At 66.2% G+C, this 16,421-nt stretch carries 15 protein-coding genes and 1 pseudogene; 10 read left to right on the top strand and 6 right to left on the bottom strand.

What is annotated here, in order from left to right:
* Window positions 1-238 precede the first annotated feature (238 nt).
* Window positions 239-1,699, bottom strand: coding sequence for an FAD-binding oxidoreductase (locus AN478_RS00170; RefSeq protein WP_054964610.1), 1,461 nt, complete (start codon window positions 1,697-1,699; stop codon window positions 239-241).
* A gap of 426 nt (window positions 1,700-2,125) precedes the next feature.
* Here AN478_RS00170 and AN478_RS13405 point away from each other — a divergent pair.
* From AN478_RS13405 to AN478_RS00205, 8 genes and pseudogenes are all read left to right on the top strand, one after another.
* Window positions 2,126-2,278: pseudogene (locus tag AN478_RS13405) on the top strand (type II toxin-antitoxin system RelE/ParE family toxin); the annotation flags it as partial.
* Window positions 2,279-2,291: 13 nt separating this feature from the next.
* Window positions 2,292-2,657 carry a HigA family addiction module antitoxin gene (locus AN478_RS00175; RefSeq protein WP_054964611.1) on the top strand — a complete coding sequence of 122 codons (366 nt, stop codon included), beginning with the start codon at window positions 2,292-2,294 and terminating at the stop codon, window positions 2,655-2,657.
* Window positions 2,658-2,751: 94 nt separating this feature from the next.
* Window positions 2,752-3,489 (top strand): sulfite exporter TauE/SafE family protein, encoded by a 738-nt coding sequence (locus AN478_RS00180; protein WP_054964612.1) that lies wholly within the window; start codon window positions 2,752-2,754, stop codon window positions 3,487-3,489.
* Between the two features lie 259 nt (window positions 3,490-3,748).
* Window positions 3,749-4,801 carry a lipase family protein gene (locus AN478_RS00185; RefSeq protein ID WP_054964613.1) on the top strand — a complete coding sequence of 351 codons (1,053 nt, stop codon included), beginning with the start codon at window positions 3,749-3,751 and terminating at the stop codon, window positions 4,799-4,801.
* A gap of 82 nt (window positions 4,802-4,883) precedes the next feature.
* Window positions 4,884-5,210 (top strand): hypothetical protein, encoded by a 327-nt coding sequence (locus AN478_RS00190; RefSeq protein ID WP_054964614.1) that lies wholly within the window; start codon window positions 4,884-4,886, stop codon window positions 5,208-5,210.
* Window positions 5,211-5,411: 201 nt separating this feature from the next.
* The gene (locus AN478_RS00195) at window positions 5,412-6,020 is read left to right on the top strand and encodes a hypothetical protein (protein WP_054964615.1); all 609 of its coding nucleotides are present in this window, start codon (window positions 5,412-5,414) and stop codon (window positions 6,018-6,020) included.
* 110 nt (window positions 6,021-6,130) lie between these two features.
* On the top strand, window positions 6,131-6,670 hold the full coding sequence (locus tag AN478_RS00200; RefSeq protein WP_054964616.1) for a hypothetical protein: 540 nt from the start codon (window positions 6,131-6,133) through the stop codon (window positions 6,668-6,670).
* Window positions 6,671-6,954: 284 nt separating this feature from the next.
* Complete coding sequence (locus AN478_RS00205) at window positions 6,955-7,335, top strand: hypothetical protein (protein WP_054964617.1); 381 nt, start codon at window positions 6,955-6,957, stop codon at window positions 7,333-7,335.
* A 143-nt stretch (window positions 7,336-7,478) separates the two neighbouring features.
* On the opposite strand, the gene AN478_RS00210 is transcribed toward AN478_RS00205, so the two are convergent.
* Window positions 7,479-8,438, bottom strand: a complete 960-nt coding sequence (locus tag AN478_RS00210) for an MBL fold metallo-hydrolase (RefSeq protein WP_082432692.1) — start codon at window positions 8,436-8,438, stop codon at window positions 7,479-7,481.
* A 407-nt stretch (window positions 8,439-8,845) separates the two neighbouring features.
* Here AN478_RS00210 and AN478_RS00215 point away from each other — a divergent pair, with 407 nt between their 5' ends.
* Entirely contained in the window at window positions 8,846-10,516 is a 1,671-nt protein-coding gene (locus tag AN478_RS00215; RefSeq protein ID WP_054964618.1) for a SulP family inorganic anion transporter, read from the top strand.
* A 76-nt stretch (window positions 10,517-10,592) separates the two neighbouring features.
* On the opposite strand, the gene AN478_RS00220 is transcribed toward AN478_RS00215, so the two are convergent.
* The 3 genes from AN478_RS00220 to yjjJ form a co-directional block, all read right to left on the bottom strand.
* Entirely contained in the window at window positions 10,593-11,984 is a 1,392-nt protein-coding gene (locus AN478_RS00220; protein WP_054964619.1) for a dihydrolipoyl dehydrogenase family protein, read from the bottom strand.
* A 153-nt stretch (window positions 11,985-12,137) separates the two neighbouring features.
* Complete coding sequence (locus AN478_RS00225; RefSeq protein ID WP_054964620.1) at window positions 12,138-13,247, bottom strand: alkene reductase; 1,110 nt, start codon at window positions 13,245-13,247, stop codon at window positions 12,138-12,140.
* 103 nt (window positions 13,248-13,350) lie between these two features.
* A complete protein-coding gene (gene yjjJ / locus AN478_RS00230) occupies window positions 13,351-14,736 on the bottom strand; it encodes a type II toxin-antitoxin system HipA family toxin YjjJ (protein ID WP_054964621.1) in 1,386 nt (461 codons plus the stop codon).
* 394 nt (window positions 14,737-15,130) lie between these two features.
* Here yjjJ and AN478_RS00235 point away from each other — a divergent pair, with 394 nt between their 5' ends.
* Window positions 15,131-15,892 carry a flavodoxin family protein gene (locus AN478_RS00235; RefSeq protein ID WP_054964622.1) on the top strand — a complete coding sequence of 254 codons (762 nt, stop codon included), beginning with the start codon at window positions 15,131-15,133 and terminating at the stop codon, window positions 15,890-15,892.
* Window positions 15,893-15,985: 93 nt separating this feature from the next.
* Here AN478_RS00235 and AN478_RS00240 read toward each other — a convergent pair whose 3' ends face one another.
* Window positions 15,986-16,372 carry a cupin domain-containing protein gene (locus AN478_RS00240; RefSeq protein ID WP_054964623.1) on the bottom strand — a complete coding sequence of 129 codons (387 nt, stop codon included), beginning with the start codon at window positions 16,370-16,372 and terminating at the stop codon, window positions 15,986-15,988.
* Between the last annotated feature and the right edge of the window lie 49 nt (window positions 16,373-16,421).

Consider the following 16,421-nt stretch of genomic DNA (forward strand, 5'->3'; position numbering starts at 1 on the left):
GGGCTGGTACAACTTGAGGCGACGCCATTCCGCCCTCGGCCAGCAGGCCCCGAAGGCCTATGAAGCGGCCTGGCGGGATGCCGCGTAAACCAAACTGTTACCTGTCCACTGAAACGGGGCAACTCCAGATGGGGCCGCTTGCGCGAGGGGCCGGAAGGGGGGCGGCGGTCTCAGTCAGTGTCCTTCAGGAACGCGTAGCCGGTTTGGCCGCGCTCGTCGCCCGGGAGAGGGGGGCGCATCACCCCTCCACGCTTTCCGGTTCCCTTCCTTGTCCGCTCCCGGCCGGGGCGATGTTCTGGTTGTTCCGGAACAGGTTGGCGGGATCGTAGCGGACCTTGATTCCCGCTAGCCGCTCGTAATTGCCGCCATAGGCGGCATGGACCCGGTCCGCTTCGTCCTGGCTCAGGAAGTTGACGTACACCCCGCCGGTGGCATTGGGCGCCACTGCCTCGGAAAACGCCCGTGCCCATTGGCGGCACTGGCCGTCCGCGGCCGCATCCCGCCACCGGGTATGCACATTCATAACGAAGTTGGCGTCCCGGCCGGCGTACGCCGTGGCATCCGAGGGCACCCGGGCCATGGCCCCGCCCAGGGATGCGATAAAAATCTCGCACTCGTCGGATGGCAGATGCCAGGCGTAGTCGACCACGGTCTCGAGCACCGCGTCGTTCAGGGTGGCCAGGTCCTGGGACTTCCAGTAATTGCGCGCCCCCGGCGTGAGCAGGGGGTCGAAGGCCGCCTGGAAGGCGGTATAGGGCTGCACCCCCACGTGTTTGCCAATGGGGGTTCCCAGCTCCTCCAGGGGCTCCACGGCGCGCCACCCGGTTTCCGGGTCGCCCGCATACATCAGGGCCAGGGCCAACACTTCCGTGCCATGGGCGGACTCGGGGAGGAACGGCAGGGGCGGTGCCTTGCGCAGCACGGCCCAGACGCTCAATTCCTCGGGCATCTCGGCCACGAAATCCCGGTAGCGGCGCAGGATCTGCGGGGCCTCGGCCAGGGGGTAGAAGATCAGGCCGGAGAGCACTTCCGGGCCCACCGGATGCAAACGGAACTCGAAGGAGGTCACCACCCCGAAGTTGCCGCCTCCGCCCCGGATGGCCCAGAACAGGTCCGGTTCGCTGGTCTCCGAGGCCTTGCGCAGGTCGCCGTCGGAGGTGACCACCTCCGCGGAAACAAGATTGTCCACCGTCATCCCGAATTTGCGGGTCAGCCAGCCAAAGCCGCCGCCCAGGGTGAGACCGGCCACCCCGGTGGTGGAATTGATGCCGAGGGGCGTGGCCAGCCCGAAGGCCTGGGTTTCATGGTCCATATCCCCCAGGGTCGCCCCGGGCTCCACTCGGACCGTGCGGGCCTGGGGATCCACGTGCACACCGCGCAGCGCGGAGAGGTCGAGGACCACACCGCCGTCACACAGGGCCTTTCCCGCGATGTTGTGGCCCCCGCCCCGCACCGCCAGAAGGAGCTCATGCTCTCGGGCGAAGTTGATGGTGCGGAGGATATCCGCCTGCCCCGCCGCCCGAATGATGAGCGCGGGGCGCTTTTCGATCATGGCGTTCCATATTTGCCGGCTGGCGTCGTATTCGGGGGACGTCTCGGTCACGGCTACCCCCCTGATACCGCTCAGGAACCCATCCAGAACTTCCCTGCTCAGGGCCCTATCTTCCCCGTTTAATGCCCGAATATTGAAATCGGCCATGGCTGGCTACCTCGCAACTGCTGGAGAGGGGAGCGGGTCCGGCACGGAGAGGCCCAGCCTGGGCCCTTCACTTCCTCGGTGGGTGTGGGCCTCCGAAGAGGGCCACGTAGGGGGCTGAACCGCCACCCATCCTGGAAGTATAGGCGCAAAACGGGGCGGCGGAATGGAAGGCCGAAAAATTATCCACGCCGGAAAAGGCCTCCCAAAAGATAAGGGACACCCACCTTGATTGCCCTTGGGCAGCCTCCCTGGTAGGTTCTCGTTATGTTCTTATCAGGAGGCCTGCCCCATGACCCAGCCCCGCTGGACGGCTCTGTTCTCCGGGCCACTATTGGTTCGGCAGTATCTGGCGGAAGGGCGCGAGGGGCTCGATGAAGGGAGGTGAGGTCCTGGCGGTGACGGAGTGGTCCTTGACCTATTACGTTTGAGGACCTGCGGGTCCCGCCGGCGAACCGGCTGGAGGCTCTATCCGGGGATCGGGAGGGCCAGCACAGCATCCGCATCAACCGTCAGTGGCGGGTGTGCTTCCGGTGGGAGAACGGTGAGGCCTTCGAGGTCGAAATCGCCGATTACCATTGAGGACGGAAGGCCCATGAGTATCCGAATCGAGGACCTGGAAAAAACCGATTTCGAGGAGGTGGTCGAGGCCGGCGGGGAGGAGATCGCCCCGACTCGGCCCGGGGATGTTCTGCGCCATGATTTCATGGAGCCGTTCGGCCTCAGCGCCAATGCGCTGGCCCGGGCCTTGAATGTGCCGCCCAATCGGATCACCGGTATCCTGAACGGCACCCGCAGGCTGACCGCCGATACAGCCCTGCGCCTGGCTCGCTATTTCGGAACCACGCCGCATTTCTGGCTCAACCTTCAGGAGCAGTACGAGCTCGCCGTGACGGCCGCGGAACATGGGGAGCGTATTGAACAGGAGGTGGAGCCGCGAAGCAGGGAAGGGGTGAATTGAAAAGGGTTCCCCCTTGGTACCACTGCGTTTCCCGCTGCGTCCGCCGGGCCTTCCTGTGCGGGGAGGACATGAACATTTCGAAAATTAGCCTGTGATGCTCGCAGGCTTGCCGCTGACTGTAGGGGAGTGGCTTCTGGCCAGCCTGGTGCTGGTGGGCGGGGCGGTGGTGCAGGGCTCGGTGGGCTTCGGCGTGGCCCTGCTCGGTGCGCCGCTGTTGTTCCTGGTGAACCCGGCCCTGGTGCCGGCCCCCATGCTCATCGCCGGGCTTACCCTGCCGGCCCTCATCCTGGTCCGGGATCGGGCCGGACTGGAGAAGAGGCCGGTGGCCTGGGTCCTGCCGGGCTTCGTGGTCGGTTCGGTGGTGGCCGGCGGGGTGGTGGCTTCGTTGCCGGAGAGCGGCCTGGCCCTGGTCTTCGGCAGCCTGGTCCTCCTGGCGGTGGCCATGAGCGCCCTGGGGTGGGCCCCCGCGGAACCGCGCGGCGGCCACCTGACGGCGGCCGGAACGCTGGCGGGGTTCATGGCCACGGCCACCTCCATTGGTGGCCCGCCCCTGGCCCTGGTTTTCCAGAACGCCTCCGGGATCCGGCTGCGGGCCACCCTGTCCGCCATCTTCGTGCCCGGAGGCCTGTTCGCCCTGCTCTCCCTGGCGGCGGTGGGCCGCTTCGGGGTCCCGGAGCTGATCCTGGGCCTGGCGCTGCTGCCGGCCGTGTTCGCGGGCTTCTGGCTGTCCGGCTTCACCGCCCGGGCCCTGGATCGGGCCTGGCTGCGTCCGGCGGTGCTGGCCGTGTCCGCGGTGGCTGGAGCCGGGGCGTTGGCTCGGGCGCTCGTCTAGGTATCCGGACCCCGGGAAAGGTGAAGATCCCCCGGGTCCGGACACATGTTTCCAGGCGTTTCTCCATCCAACCCCAACGCTTTGCCTCTCCTCTCCTCGGCCCTATTCCTCCTTCCCAAAGGATTCAGCTTTCCTGGAAAAAGAGAAAGAAAATCCATAACAATCCGGATATTGCGGGTCTGCCCGTAGGGCGCTACGGTATTACCCATAAAAAGGAAGGGCCAGAATAACGCGGTCCTGCACGCCAAAGGGGTCGGATATGGGTTCCTATTTCGAAGCAGAAAGGCTTTTAAACGGTCCTCCCGTAACCCGGGCGGCCTACTCGGACCGCACGGCCTGGATCATGGCGGAACTATCCCGTTTAGTGTACGAGCCACTACCCGCCGAGGTATCCATCACACGACTGGTTCATGAGATCAAAGAGTCCGTGGCGGCCGGGGAGGACGAGGATGCCGTGGCCAGCCTGGTCAAGAGAGCCATGGAGGCGGAGCAGGGAACCAGCACCGAACTGGTCTCGATTTTACGGGAAGCTGATTTTGAGCTCCTTGAAAGTTTCGATGAAGGGGGGACGCAGGCCTTCCTGGCGAGGTTTAATCCGGGAGGCTCCTTTGAAGGCATGCTGATTCTGGCCTTCCGGGGAACGGAGATGGAGGTCGCCGACATTTTCGCCGATATCAAGGCAGACCTGCGGTCGGCCCCGGGCGGGGGCCGGGTGCATCGCGGATTTCTGGAGGCCTTTGAAAGGGTTAAAGAGCCCATAAGCCGCGCTCTGGACAGGCATGCGGGCCCGCCCCTGTACATCACCGGCCACTCCCTGGGCGGCGCCTTGGCCACGCTCGCCACCCGCTACCTGGAAAAGGACGGGACGGGGGCCTGTTATACCTTTGGGGGCCCTAGGGTCGGGGACCGGGACTTCTTCTCCGGGATCAAAACGCCGGTGTATAGGGTGGTGAACGCGGCGGACGGGGTTCCGCGGGTGCCATTTGGGTATGGATTCAATATGTTCTCCGGTTTTATCGGCCTGTTCCCCGGGAGCATCCCTAAACGGATTTCCAGTTTCCTGGAAAACTTCCGGGGTTACACTCACTTCGGCTATCAGGTCTTCCTGAACGCGCCTCCCAACCGTCCGGATGAATATGGGGTTCCCTTTAAGAAGTTGCGGGTGGACCAGAGCCCGAATTTTTTTAGAAAGGCCCGCCTTGTGCTGTTTCGCTGGGTAAAAACCTGGGGCGCCGCGGCGGCACAGGATCACGGATCGGGCGAGTACGCCGAAAAGCTCAAGGCCTATGCCCTTCGAAGGAATCCGGAATAGCTAAACCCAAGGGAATCCGATACAGAACCCCCACTTTCTTGGAATAGACGGGCAATTTCGGGTTAGCCAAAAGGGGAGTAGGATGCCCAGATTTTTCGTTTTCCTGGTGATTTTCGCGGGTATGGCGCTGGCCGGTTGCAATTTCGTGGGGGATTTCTCCGACGCGCAGGAGAGCCAGCAGCAGGTAACGGAGGAGCTGTCCACCGCGCTGGGTGGCGACGTCCAGGTTGGGTGGAACATCCACAATGGGACCCTTCAGCGGGTTTCGGTACACCTTCCGGAAGAGATCGCCTCCGACAGGACCTTTGAAGACTTGAAAGGCGTGATCGCCCCCGTGGTGACCAGACACTTCGAGGAGCGCCCCTCCCAGTTGCAGATTGCGGTGGTCGTCCCCAAACAGCGGCTCTAGCCTTAACACGGGCCCAGGTGGGGGGTGCGGTTCGGAGGCCCCGCGGGTGTCCTCCCAGATATAGGACACTACTTTCCTGACCGCTCTTCGGAGTGAAAGGACACACAATCCGTTTGTGGCGGTGTTGGGCCTGCCTCCGGCCAGGAAGGAATCTGAAACCGCCGGTAGGGGATGGGCGGGCATGGGCAAGGGGGGGAAAGAATGACCGTTCTCTGGCGCTGCGTTGTGGTGAGCCTTGTGGTAGCGGTGGCTTACCAGCCCTTCACCGTCCTACCCGCTTCTCCCTCCTTTAGCCGGTGGGATCTGCTCATCAATACCCTTACCCATTGGCCCTGGGCGGCTTCCTTCCTGAAGCACATCGCCGTCCTTTTCTCCGTAACCCTCCTTGCTGGCTGGCTCTCCGTGAAATGGGTTCTGTCTTCCCAGCCTTTTTCCGCGGGAGGTCGAGGAGGAGGCGCCTCGCCGGATCTTCAGCGGTTTGGCGGCAAGCAGGGGCTCCTGAGAGCCCTGGGAGGCATTGCCCTGGTCTGCCTGGTTGTGGCCCTTGTCGCCCCGGCGGTCACCATGCCCCTGGCTGCCGCGGACCTGGGGGGGCGCCCCATGGTTTCACTTTCGGATTCCCCCGCGGGGGAGGCCCGGTTTTCCTTTGCACCCTTCGAACATTGGTGGGAGCGGTTCCTCTATCCATTCCAAGTGCCCGGCGCCTTGTGGTTTTGGCTGGACGCTTCGAAGGTCTTTTTCCTGAACGGGTTGGTGGCAAGTGCGGTTTCGGCGCTCTGGGTTTACCGGGCCGGGTTGAAAGCGCCATAGACAGGGGGAGTAACGCGCCAGAAGAGCGGCCACACCGTTTGCCAGAGGGGTATTCGGGGGAGAATGGATAAAGGACACCAACGTTGTTAGCGGGATTTTAGGGGGCGTTTATGAGAGGTCATTCGTTGATTTCGGCTGGTTTGAGGATTTTTGCCATTGTCCTGGTTGTCATTGCCTTGAGGCAGTCCGCGGAGATCATGCTTTTCATGGAGCACCTGGGCATGTCACTGAAATTTGCGGCGGCTGTATTTATGGCCATAGGGTTTCCGCTGCTCCTTGCCGGTATCCTTTGGCGGTATTCCTACCCCATTGCCCAGAAGGTGGCCCCGGATCCCTTCCTGAACAAGTCTGAAGATCCCCAGCCGCTTGGGGAGCCAGATATATTTCGCGTAGGGGTGACCTTGCTGGGCATGTATTTTTTTGCAAGCGCCTTGGCGAGTCTCTCTTATCAGGTGATTTCCATTCAAAGGGCAAAGAACCTCATGAACGATGCCTTTTTGTCCAGTTCCGATACTTGGATACGCCTTGCTGCGACTTCAACGGAGTTGATTATTGGGCTGGTCTTTTTTGTGGGCTCCGGATCTCTGGTCAGGTTTTACGTTTTCGTGAAGGAACTGGGGGTGAGAGAGGATCAGGAGCAAAACCAATAGCACGGAGAATAGCGCACATATAGGACACCCACTTTGTTTGCCCTTTTGGGGTGCGAACCAAAGTGGGTGTCCTCTTCTCGCTCACACCCCACCCCACCCCACTCCATCTCCACGGAGATCTCACCTATCCTCTCCCTAAGGAGGGTCCCCCATGCCCGGGCGGTTCCGGCACCTAAGGCATGCGGGGTGTTGCCCGCCCCGGTATATCAGTTGAATTTCATGAACCTCTAATATTTAGGGTTGGTCTAAGACTATACATAGACCCTAATGAAGGGGTGAGCATCATGTTCGAACCGATCCAGATACCGGGCAACCACGTCATGCTATATAACGTAGCCAAGCTGAAGCCCGGTTACACCGTCGAGGACGCCGAGCTGGCCCTTGGGGAGATGTGCGAGGTGGTCAAGGAGACCTACCCCGAGTTCTACGGCGGGCTTGTCTACCAGTCCGCGGGCTTCGTGTCGGAAGAGGGCAGTGTGGACCCGAGCTCCCAGCCGGAGGGCGAGGACCACCTCGCGATCCTGACCTTCTGGGAGTCCTTCGAGGCCCATGAGCGGTCCCACGCCGATGAAGCCTTTCGGGACAAGTTCAGCGTCCTTCTGGAGTACTGTTCCGACACCTACGAGATCGGCTATAACCTGCTTTGGCAGGGACAGAAGCACTGATCCTGCCGCGCCCCCTTCGTAGGGAGGGGGCGCTTCTGCGTTCCTCCCCCGGGGAGGGGAGGCAAAGTACGCCCACGGAATAAAAAGGCCTTCCTCCGCAAGGGGGGAAGGCCTTTTTCATGCGTTTGATTCTAGAGGGCCCGCTAGAAGACTTCCTCCTCCATCTCCAGGTACACGCGGTAGGCGTTGCCGCGGTTGCTGGCTTCGAAGGCCGGCATGCCTTCGTACTTGGACCAGTCGGCCTGCTCGTAGGCCTGGGCGAAGGACCGGAAGTTCCTGGCCGCCGTTCCCATGGTGTTGCGCACGAACCCGAGGTAGGTGCTGGTGAAATCCACCGCCTCCTGGACGTTGGCGCTGGCTTCGCCGTGGCCCGGGATAATGAAGGTGGGCTTGGGCTCCATCCGGGTGAGGTAGGCCAGCCCCTCCTGCCAGCGCTTGGTGTCCACCTTGGGGCTGTCCAGGAACGGGATGCGGCCGCGGTAGATGATGTCGCCACCGAAGACGACGCCCATCTCCGGGACCACCATGATGCTGTCGCCGGGTGCGTGGGCCGGGCCCATGTGGCGGAGCTCGAAGGTGGTTTCGCCCACCTCGAAGCTAGCCTTTTCCCCGAACAGGTGGTCCGGCTCCACCAGGTAGGTGTCCTCGTCCACCCAGGGGGACAGGGCCTCCCGCCGCTGGGCGAGCCGGCGGTCGGCGTCCTCGCCCTTCTTGAAGCGTTGGGGATCGAAATAGTCCTTGGTGAGCCGCTGCGCCCAGACCTCTGCCCCTTCGGTGTGCTCCCGGAAGGCCTGCAGTCCATAGATATGGTCGGCGTGGTAATGGCTCACCACCACCCGCCGCACCGGCTTGTCCGTCACCTTTCGGATCTCCTGGAGCAGGGCGTAGCCCAGCGCCGGGGTGCCCAGGGCATCGAACACCACCACCCCTTCCTCGGTAACCACAAAGCCGGCGTTGGAGGTATGCCCGGCGTTGTCCGAATCCGGCACCGCCGAGAAGCCCCGGGCGTAATAGACGGGCGCCTCGGGGACCTTTTGCACTTGAAAATCGAAGGGCAGCTCGCCGTAGGGATTGCTCTCGGCGAGGGCCGGACCGGCGGTCATCAGGGCAACCAGGCCCAGCAGCAGGGTTCGTAGTCGCACAGCGTTTCTCCTCCACAGGCCGGAACCGCGTTCAGGGGAGGCTCGGTTCCAACCTGGTTTCGGTCTCCGTGGGAATCCGTGGGGATCCGTCTTCCGGGCGTTACGCGCCTTGCGCACTGCCCGGCTCAAAACGGGCCAAGAAAGGTTACGGATCCTAGCTTGGGCGTGCAATCACACCCACTTTGGTTGCCCTGGGGTGGTCTCCTTGTTGAGTCCTCATTGCGTTAAATACCAATCCCCCGTTTGGGAAAAAGTGGATTTCTTGATAACCTGATGCCCCTTGTGGAAATAGGTGATTTTTCTGTGCGCCCCGGGTGGGTCGGCTTGCCCACCCGGGGCCGTCGTTTTTTAAGGGATGATCAGGTTCTATGAATCCGGGGCGCTGGGTTAACGGGCTGCACTTCGACAATCTGCGGGGGGATTTCTACGGCGGGCTGACGGCGGCGGTGGTGGCGCTTCCCCTGGCCCTGGCCTTCGGCGTTTCCTCCGGGGCCGGGCCGGTGGCCGGGGTGTACGGGGCGATCTTCGTGGGCCTGTTCGCCGCCCTGTTCGGGGGGACGCCCACCCAGGTTTCCGGGCCCACCGGGCCGATGACGGTGGTCATGGCCGCGGTGTTCACCCACTTCACGGCCCTGTACCCCGACGACCCCGGCCGCGGCGCGGCGCTGGCCTTTACCGTGGTGATGATGGGCGGCGCCTTCCAGGTGCTGTTCGGGGTGCTCCGGCTCGGGCGGTACATTGCCCTGATCCCGCACCCGGTGATCTCCGGGTTCATGAGCGGCATCGGCCTCATCATCATCCTGCTGCAGCTCGGTCCCCTGCTGGGCCACGAGACCCCTTCCGGGCCGCTGGCGGCTGCCCGCGCGGTGCCGGACTTCCTGGCCGATCCCGTGCCCGCCGCGGTGGCCCTGGGCGCCCTGTCGCTGGCGGTGGTCTACCTGCTGCCGAGCCGCATCAACCGCCTGGTGCCGGCGCCCCTGGTGGCGCTGGTGGTGGGGACCCTGGCCCTGCAGCTGTTCTTCCCCGACGGGCGGGCCGCCATCCTCGGCGACATCCCCACCGGCCTGCCCGCGCCGCAGTGGCCCACCATCGAGCTGGACCAGCTGCCCTACATGATCAAGTCGGCCCTGATGCTGGCCGCCCTGGGGAGCATCGATTCCCTGCTCACCTCGCTGGTGGCCGACAACATGACCCGCACCCACCACCGCCCGGAGCGCGAGCTGGTGGGGCAGGGCATCGGCAACACGGCGGCGGGCCTGCTGGGCGGCCTGCCCGGCGCCGGGGCGACCATGCGCACGGTGGTCAACGTCCGCGCCGGCGGGCGCACGCCCATCTCCGGCGGCCTCCACGCCCTGGTGCTGCTGGCGGTGGTGCTGGGGGCCGGCGGTATGGCGAGCTACATCCCCCACGCGGTGCTGGCCGGCATCCTCATCAAGGTGGGCACCGACATCATCGATTGGGACTACCTGCGGCGCCTCCATCGGGCGCCCTTCGCCGGGGTGGTGATGATGTTCACGGTGCTGGTGCTCACGGTGTTCGTGGACCTGATCACCGCCGTGGGCATCGGCATGATCATGGCGGCCCTGGTGTTCATGAAGCGCATGACCGACCTGCAGCTGGAGAGCATCACGGCCATCACCGACCCCGACGAGGAGGGCCCCCTGACCGAGGAGGAGGCCCGGCTGCTGGGGGCCGGCGGCGGCCGCATCCTGCTGTTCCACCTGAGCGGACCCATGAGCTTTGGCGCGGCCAAGGGCATGGTCCGGCGTCTGGCCGGGTTCGACGAGTACGACACCCTGGTGCTGGACCTGACGGACGTGCCCACTATCGACTTCACCACCGCCCGGGCCATCGACGACATGATCAGCGACGCCCAGGGCAGCGGCCGTGCCGTGTTCGTCGCCGGTATCCAGCCCCGGGTGCGCCAGCTTCTGGAGAATCAGGATGTGCTGCAGGCGGTTCCGGCCGGCCACGACGCCGGGACCCGGCTGGAGGCCCTGCGGCGGGCGGCCTATGGAGTGCGGGCCAACGAGCAATAGGGGGCGGGAAGCGCCGGGCCAGGGCGTGGCGCGTCCAGGTGCCCACCATTGTCCATGGAGGGCACCTGCGCCTTTCTCACAACCCGTAATGCTCCAGCAGCCGCAGCCAGTTCTCGCTCAGGGTGGGGAAGGCGGGCACGGCGTGCCACAGCCGCTCCAGGGGGACCTCGCCGGCGATGGCGATGGTGGCCGCGTGTAGCTGCTCCCCGGCGCCCGGGCCCACGAAGGTCGCCCCCACCACGACCCGGCGGTCGGCGTCTACCACCAGCTGGCAACGGCCCTTGATGCCCTCTCCCTGGGTGGCGGCACCGGCCACGGCGCCGAAGGGGTGCTCCACGGTGCGGACGCTGATTCCATGATCTTTGGCCGCCGCCTCGGTGAGCCCCACCTTGGCCACCTGGGGGTCGGTGAAGGTGACGCCGGGTACGGCCCAGTGGTCCGACCAGGCCGCGGTCTCCCGGCCCCCGATGACGTCGGCGCAGATCCGGGCCTGGTATTTCCCCATGTGGGTAAGCAGGTTGCGTCCGGTTACGTCGCCCACGGCGTACAGCCAGTCCCCGGCGGCGTCCACCGCGCGCATCTGATCGTTCACCCGGATATATTGCCCGGGGCTCAGTCCTGCTTCCTCCAGGCCCAGGTTGTCGGTGACCGGCTTGCGGCCGGTGGCAACCAGGAGCTCGGCGGCTTCCAGCTCCTCCCCCGAGTCGAGCACGGCGGAGATGGCCCCGTTGTCCCGCCGGGCCACCCGCGTCAGGCTCCCACCCAGGCGGATGTCGATTCCCTCGGCGGTCAGGGATTCGCCCAGGAGCTCCCCGGCGAAGTCGGGCAGGGCCGGCAGCAGGCGGTCATTTTGGTCCACCACGGTGACCGGGTCGGCCCCCAGGCGCCGCCAGGCCTGGGCCAGCTCCAGGCCCGTATTGCTTCCCCCGAGCACCAGCAGGCTGGCCGGCACCGCGCCCGCGGAGGTGGCCTTGCGGCTGCCCCAGGGCTCCGCCTCCGGCAGGCCCTCGATGGGCGGCACCGCCGCCCGGCTCCCGGTGGCGACCACCACCGCCCGGTTGGCCTCCAGCTCCCGGCGGCTGCCCTCGGCATCCTCCACCACCACCCGGCGCTCGCCGACGATCCGGCCGTGCCCCCGGTACCAGGCAACGTCCATGGTCTCCAGCCACTTCAGCTGGCTGCTGTCGTCCCAGTGGCTTGCCAGCTGGTCGCGGCGCCCTAGCGTCGCCGCCACGTCGATGCTGCCCGTAACGGCCTCCCGGGCGCCCGGGGTACGCCGGACCTCGGCCACCGCCTCGCCCGGCCGCAGCAGGGCCTTGCTGGGCATGCAGGCCCAGTAGGTGCACTCGCCGCCGACCAGCTCCCGCTCGATCAGCGCGGCGCTGAGCCCGTTCTGAACTGCCCGTCCCGCGGCGTTCTCGCCGACGGCCCCGCCGCCGATCACCACCACGTCGTAGCTTTCCGCCATGGGAGCCCCCTGCCTGGTTGGCTACCTCTCAACAGCTTAGGGGGGTTGCCCGTCCGGCGGTATCCGGGGGACCCCGCCATGCCGATCCCGGCAGGCTGCGGAGGGCCGCGGGTCCGGGGCCCGCGCCCTTTTCCCGCAGAGGCCTTGCCGACCTCAGTCGGTGTCCTCCAGGAACGGATAGTCCGTGTAGCCGCGCTCGTCGCCGCCGTAGAAGGTGGACTCGTCCCACTCGTTGAGCGGCGCGCCCTTGCGGAAGCGCTCGGCGAGGTCCGGGTTGGCGATGTAGGGGCGGCCGAAGGAGGCCAGGTCGCACCGTCCGTCGCGGATGCGGCTCCGGGCCTCGTCGGCGGTGTAGGCGCCGTTGCCGATGTAGCTGCGGCGGAAGCCGGCCTGGATGGCGTCGATCACCGGCTCCGGCCGGCCCTCCACCTCGTTGCCCTGGAAGGAGTCCTCCACCACTTCCAGGAAGGCGATGCCCCGGGCCTGTAGCTCCTCCGCCAGGGCGCCGTAGGTGGCCACGGGGTCGTCGTCGTGCATGTCGTTGAAGGTGCCGGTGGGGCTGACGCGGATGCCGGTGCGCTCGGCGCCCCATACGTCCACCACGGCGTCCACCACCTCCAGCGGCAGGCGCAGGCGGTTGGCCACGGAGCCGCCGTATTGGTCGGTGCGCTTGTTGCTGCCGCTGCGCAGGAACTGGTCGAGCAGGTAGCCGTTGGCGGCGTGGATTTCAACGCCGTCGAAGCCGGCCTCGCGGGCGTTCTTTGCCCCCTGGCGGAATTGCTCCACCACGTCCGGGACCTCCTCGGTCTCCAGGGCCCGCGGCTCCAGGCACGGGACCATGCCGGATTCGGCGCTGATGAACACCATGGTCTCGGGCTGGATGGCGGAGGGCGCCACGGGCTGCTCCCCGTTGGGCTGCAGCTCCGGCCGGGAGACCCGGCCCACGTGCCACAGCTGCAGGTAGATGCGGCCGCCCGCCGCGTGTACCGCATCGGTCACCTGGCGCCAACCGGCCACCTGCTCAGCGGAGTGGATGCCGGGGGTGAAGGCGTAGCCCTTGCCCTGGGGGGAAACCTGGGTGGCCTCGCTGATGATCAGGCCGGCTCCGGCCCGCTGGGCGTAGTACTCGGCGTTCAGCGCGGTGGGCACGTCCCCCGGCTGGGCGGCCCGCGAGCGGGTCAGGGGCGCCATGATCACGCGGTTGGGCAGCTCCAGGTCGCCCAGGGTGTGGGGCTGGAACAGGGGGTCTTCGGCATCGCTCACGGATGGTTCTCCTGTGGGTCACACGCTTGGGTTGGCTGCCCGCCCTACTTGGGGATGGGCGGGGGGAGATTCAAGAACACCCGGGGTACCGGCCACTGCCCGCTTACCAGCCCGGCCCGCTCTCCGTCCCCCGGGGGGCGGCTTCCTCGGTCTGCCGTACCGCCTGTTCGATCAACTGATGCCGCGCCGCGGCGAGCTCCCGAAATGCTTCGGATACCCGCTCGTCCGCGCCGGCCCGCCGCCAGAAATCGGCGGCCATGGCCCCGGTCTCGGCCCAGCGCGTCCGGTTGCCACGGGATACGGGGGGATGGAATTCCGGGGTCGGCGGGACCTCGCTCTGCCTGGGGGCGTGGCGCATGGGGACCATGTCGTACAGCGGGGCCAGGGCGAGCCGGCCGTCGGGCCGGGGCTGGAGGGTGATGTTGCCCAGGTGCTGGTCGGTGTTCTCGATCCAGTCGGCGAAAGCCTCGGCGGTCTCGATCCGCTCCCGGTCCGCCCCCGTCAGCCATCCCTGGCGCGCCAGCGCCGCCGCTACCCGGCCCCAGCCCTGGCCGGCGCCGGCGAATTCGGCGTCCACCGCCCAAAGAGAAAGGGCGGGCAGCCGCCCGCCCTGCGCCGTCCGGTCGAAGCGCTCCGATTCCAGGAACAGCCGGCCCCCGGCCTCGTGCAGACGGCTCTTGGCCACGGGCAGGCCGTGCTCCGCCAGGGTGGCGAGGGCAAGGTGCTCGCAAACGAGGAGATCCCGCTGGCGGCGGGCCGCGGCCGAGTCGTTCTCGGCGGGGGAGAACTTGACCAGCACTTCCCGGCCGCCCACCGCGGCGGGGAATTTGGGCTGTTCCCCACCCGCCGAGGAGCCGGGTACCTCGCCGGCCAGCACCCGTTCCGCCTCCGCCGGAAAGTCCGCCGGGGTGAGCTGGTTCGGGCTCCAGTGCCGAAACCGCTCCACGGCGCCGTCGCCGAGCAGGAGGTCGCCGGGTAGGTCCACGGCGTGGTCCAGGAGGTAGGCCCCGACTTGGCTGGCGGTCCAGCGGTCCGGATTGTCCGGCAGATCCGCCACCCTGTGTGCGTATTGGTGGCCGAGGAAGCCCTGGGGGCGCAGGTCCTGGAGGAAGAAGGGGAGGTCGTCGTAATGGCCGTTGCCGCTGTCTCCCCGCAGGAGCCGGGGGAGGGCGGCCTCCTCCGTGGACGGGCGGACGAGCGTGGCACCGTTCGCCAGGCCCGCGAGGGTGGCCAGGTGGTGGATGGTGCCGGCGCCGTCCACCCGGTACAGCGGCAGCTCTTCGACGCGGCGATTGAACAGGGGGGCCCGGACCGCGTAGCGCGTGGCCCGTCCACGGCCGAAACGGACCACCCGGCCCGCCGCCTCCGCCCGCTGGAGATGGCGGTAGACCGTGGGGGTGCTGACGCCCAGCACCTGGGCCAGCTCGCTGCGCGAGGCGGTCCCCAGGGCCTGGAGGCGGGCGATGAGCTGTTCGGCGGAAAGGGCCATTATCCGATCAAGGTGAAACGAATTTGGAAATCGGAGTATAGCGGATAATAGTTTGTGTTTGGAGGGTTTTTTGAGTATTACTCCTGAATTTTGATGCGATTCGTGAAACGAAAAATGAAACGATTATAAAGGGTAGGAGAAAGGCCTTCCTTCGGTGATCATCCGGCTCGTTTACCTGGTGGGGGTTCGTGCCCCGAACCCCCACGTGCGGCCTCGCTGCAAGTCGCGGTCAAGGACCGCTCCCACAGTGCCTTTTCGGGCAAACGGCTTGGATGGCCTTTGCGTAGGGTCGGCTTGGGAAGCGCGATCCCGGGAGGTGGGGGACTGTGTGGACGCCCCCCGTGCCCCGTGACAAGTTGGATGGGGAGGAGCCACGCCACCGGGAGGAGCCGCCATGGCCCTGACGGAGCACCAAGCCAGCCTGTGCGCCGAGAACCGCACCGACTACTCCGACCTGCGGGCGCTGTTCGTCAACACTTCCCTGAAGAAGGCGGGTGAGGAGAGCCATACCCGGCTGTTGATGGAGGTTTCCGGGGAGATCATGGCCCGGAACGGGGTGGCGGTGGACCACCTCCACCTGCTCGACCATCAGGTGCCGCCGGGGGTCTATCCGGACATGACCGAGTACGGCTGGGAGCGCGACGACTGGCCGGCCCTGTGGGAGCGGGTGAAAGCCGCGGACATCCTGGTGGTGGGCACGCCCATCTGGCTGGGGGAGGAGAGTTCGACGTGCCGGGTGCTCATCGAGCGGCTCTACGGCATGTCCGGGCTGCTCAACGACCGCGGCCAGTCGGTCTTCTACAACCGGGTGGGCGGCACGGTGGTGACCGGCAACGAGGACGGCGTCAAGCACGTGGCCATGACCCTCGGCTTCGCGCTGTCGCACCTGGGGTACACCATCCCGCCCCAGGCGGATTGCGGTTGGGTGGGAGAGGCCGGTCCGGGGCCGTCCTACGGCGACGAGCTGGAGGACGGCACCCGCGCGGGCTTCGACAACGACTTCACCCAGCGCAACCTCACCATCATGACCTGGAACCTGCTGCACCTCGCCCGCATCCTGCGTGATGCCGGCGGCATCCCCAACCACGGCAACAACCGCGAGGCCTGGAAGGCGGGCTGCCGCTTCGACTACGCCAACCCGGACTATCGAGCCTGAGGCCGGAATCCGTTAGGCGGGCCCGTCGAGGTCGGGCCGAGGAAGGGCGGGGAGAGCACCCCGCCCTTCCTCGGCCCGGGGGCCGGTCGCGCTTCAGCCGGTGATCTTGTGGCGGATGTGCTCCATGACGGAGCTGTGCTCCTCCTGCGGGCTGAACATGACGATGTCGGTGTCCTCTTCGGCCCGGACGCTGTGCCCGGGGCGCCAGTAGAACAGGTCACCGGTGCGGGAGGTCTCCTCCTCGCCGTCGGTGTAGAGGGCGGTGATTACTCCGCTTACGACGTAGCCCCAGTGCGGCGACTGGCAGGTGTCGTCCTTCAGCCCATGTAGAAGTTGGGTGATGTCGGTTCCGGCCTCGAAGGAGAAGTATTCCGCCCCCATCTTGCCGTATCCGGTGACGTCGCCGAATTCGGTCTGCTGCCGCGCGATGGCGCCCGGGGCGTCGATCCGGACGGGTACGTCTTCCTTTGCGATGTGCATGATCTTTCCTCCCCGCCCTTTTCTTGGGTTTGCGCCCGTCTCTGGGTTG

This window comes from Thiohalorhabdus denitrificans (assembly GCF_001399755.1).
Classification (GTDB): domain Bacteria; phylum Pseudomonadota; class Gammaproteobacteria; order Thiohalorhabdales; family Thiohalorhabdaceae; genus Thiohalorhabdus; species Thiohalorhabdus denitrificans.

Coding starts and splice junctions, on each gene's coding strand:
- AN478_RS00170 (WP_054964610.1), bottom strand. CDS start 1,699: ATGGCCGATTTCAATATTCGGGCATTAAACGGGGAAGATAGGGCCCTG.
- AN478_RS00195 (WP_054964615.1), top strand. CDS start 5,412: ATGACCGTTCTCTGGCGCTGCGTTGTGGTGAGCCTTGTGGTAGCGGTG.
- AN478_RS00220 (WP_054964619.1), bottom strand. CDS start 11,984: ATGGCGGAAAGCTACGACGTGGTGGTGATCGGCGGCGGGGCCGTCGGC.
- AN478_RS00235 (WP_054964622.1), top strand. CDS start 15,131: ATGGCCCTGACGGAGCACCAAGCCAGCCTGTGCGCCGAGAACCGCACC.
- AN478_RS00190 (WP_054964614.1), top strand. CDS start 4,884: ATGCCCAGATTTTTCGTTTTCCTGGTGATTTTCGCGGGTATGGCGCTG.
- AN478_RS00205 (WP_054964617.1), top strand. CDS start 6,955: ATGTTCGAACCGATCCAGATACCGGGCAACCACGTCATGCTATATAAC.
- yjjJ (WP_054964621.1), bottom strand. CDS start 14,736: ATGGCCCTTTCCGCCGAACAGCTCATCGCCCGCCTCCAGGCCCTGGGG.
- AN478_RS00240 (WP_054964623.1), bottom strand. CDS start 16,372: ATGCACATCGCAAAGGAAGACGTACCCGTCCGGATCGACGCCCCGGGC.
- AN478_RS00180 (WP_054964612.1), top strand. CDS start 2,752: ATGCTCGCAGGCTTGCCGCTGACTGTAGGGGAGTGGCTTCTGGCCAGC.
- AN478_RS00215 (WP_054964618.1), top strand. CDS start 8,846: ATGAATCCGGGGCGCTGGGTTAACGGGCTGCACTTCGACAATCTGCGG.
- AN478_RS00210 (WP_082432692.1), bottom strand. CDS start 8,438: ATGACCGCCGGTCCGGCCCTCGCCGAGAGCAATCCCTACGGCGAGCTG.
- AN478_RS00200 (WP_054964616.1), top strand. CDS start 6,131: ATGAGAGGTCATTCGTTGATTTCGGCTGGTTTGAGGATTTTTGCCATT.
- AN478_RS00185 (WP_054964613.1), top strand. CDS start 3,749: ATGGGTTCCTATTTCGAAGCAGAAAGGCTTTTAAACGGTCCTCCCGTA.
- AN478_RS00175 (WP_054964611.1), top strand. CDS start 2,292: ATGAGTATCCGAATCGAGGACCTGGAAAAAACCGATTTCGAGGAGGTG.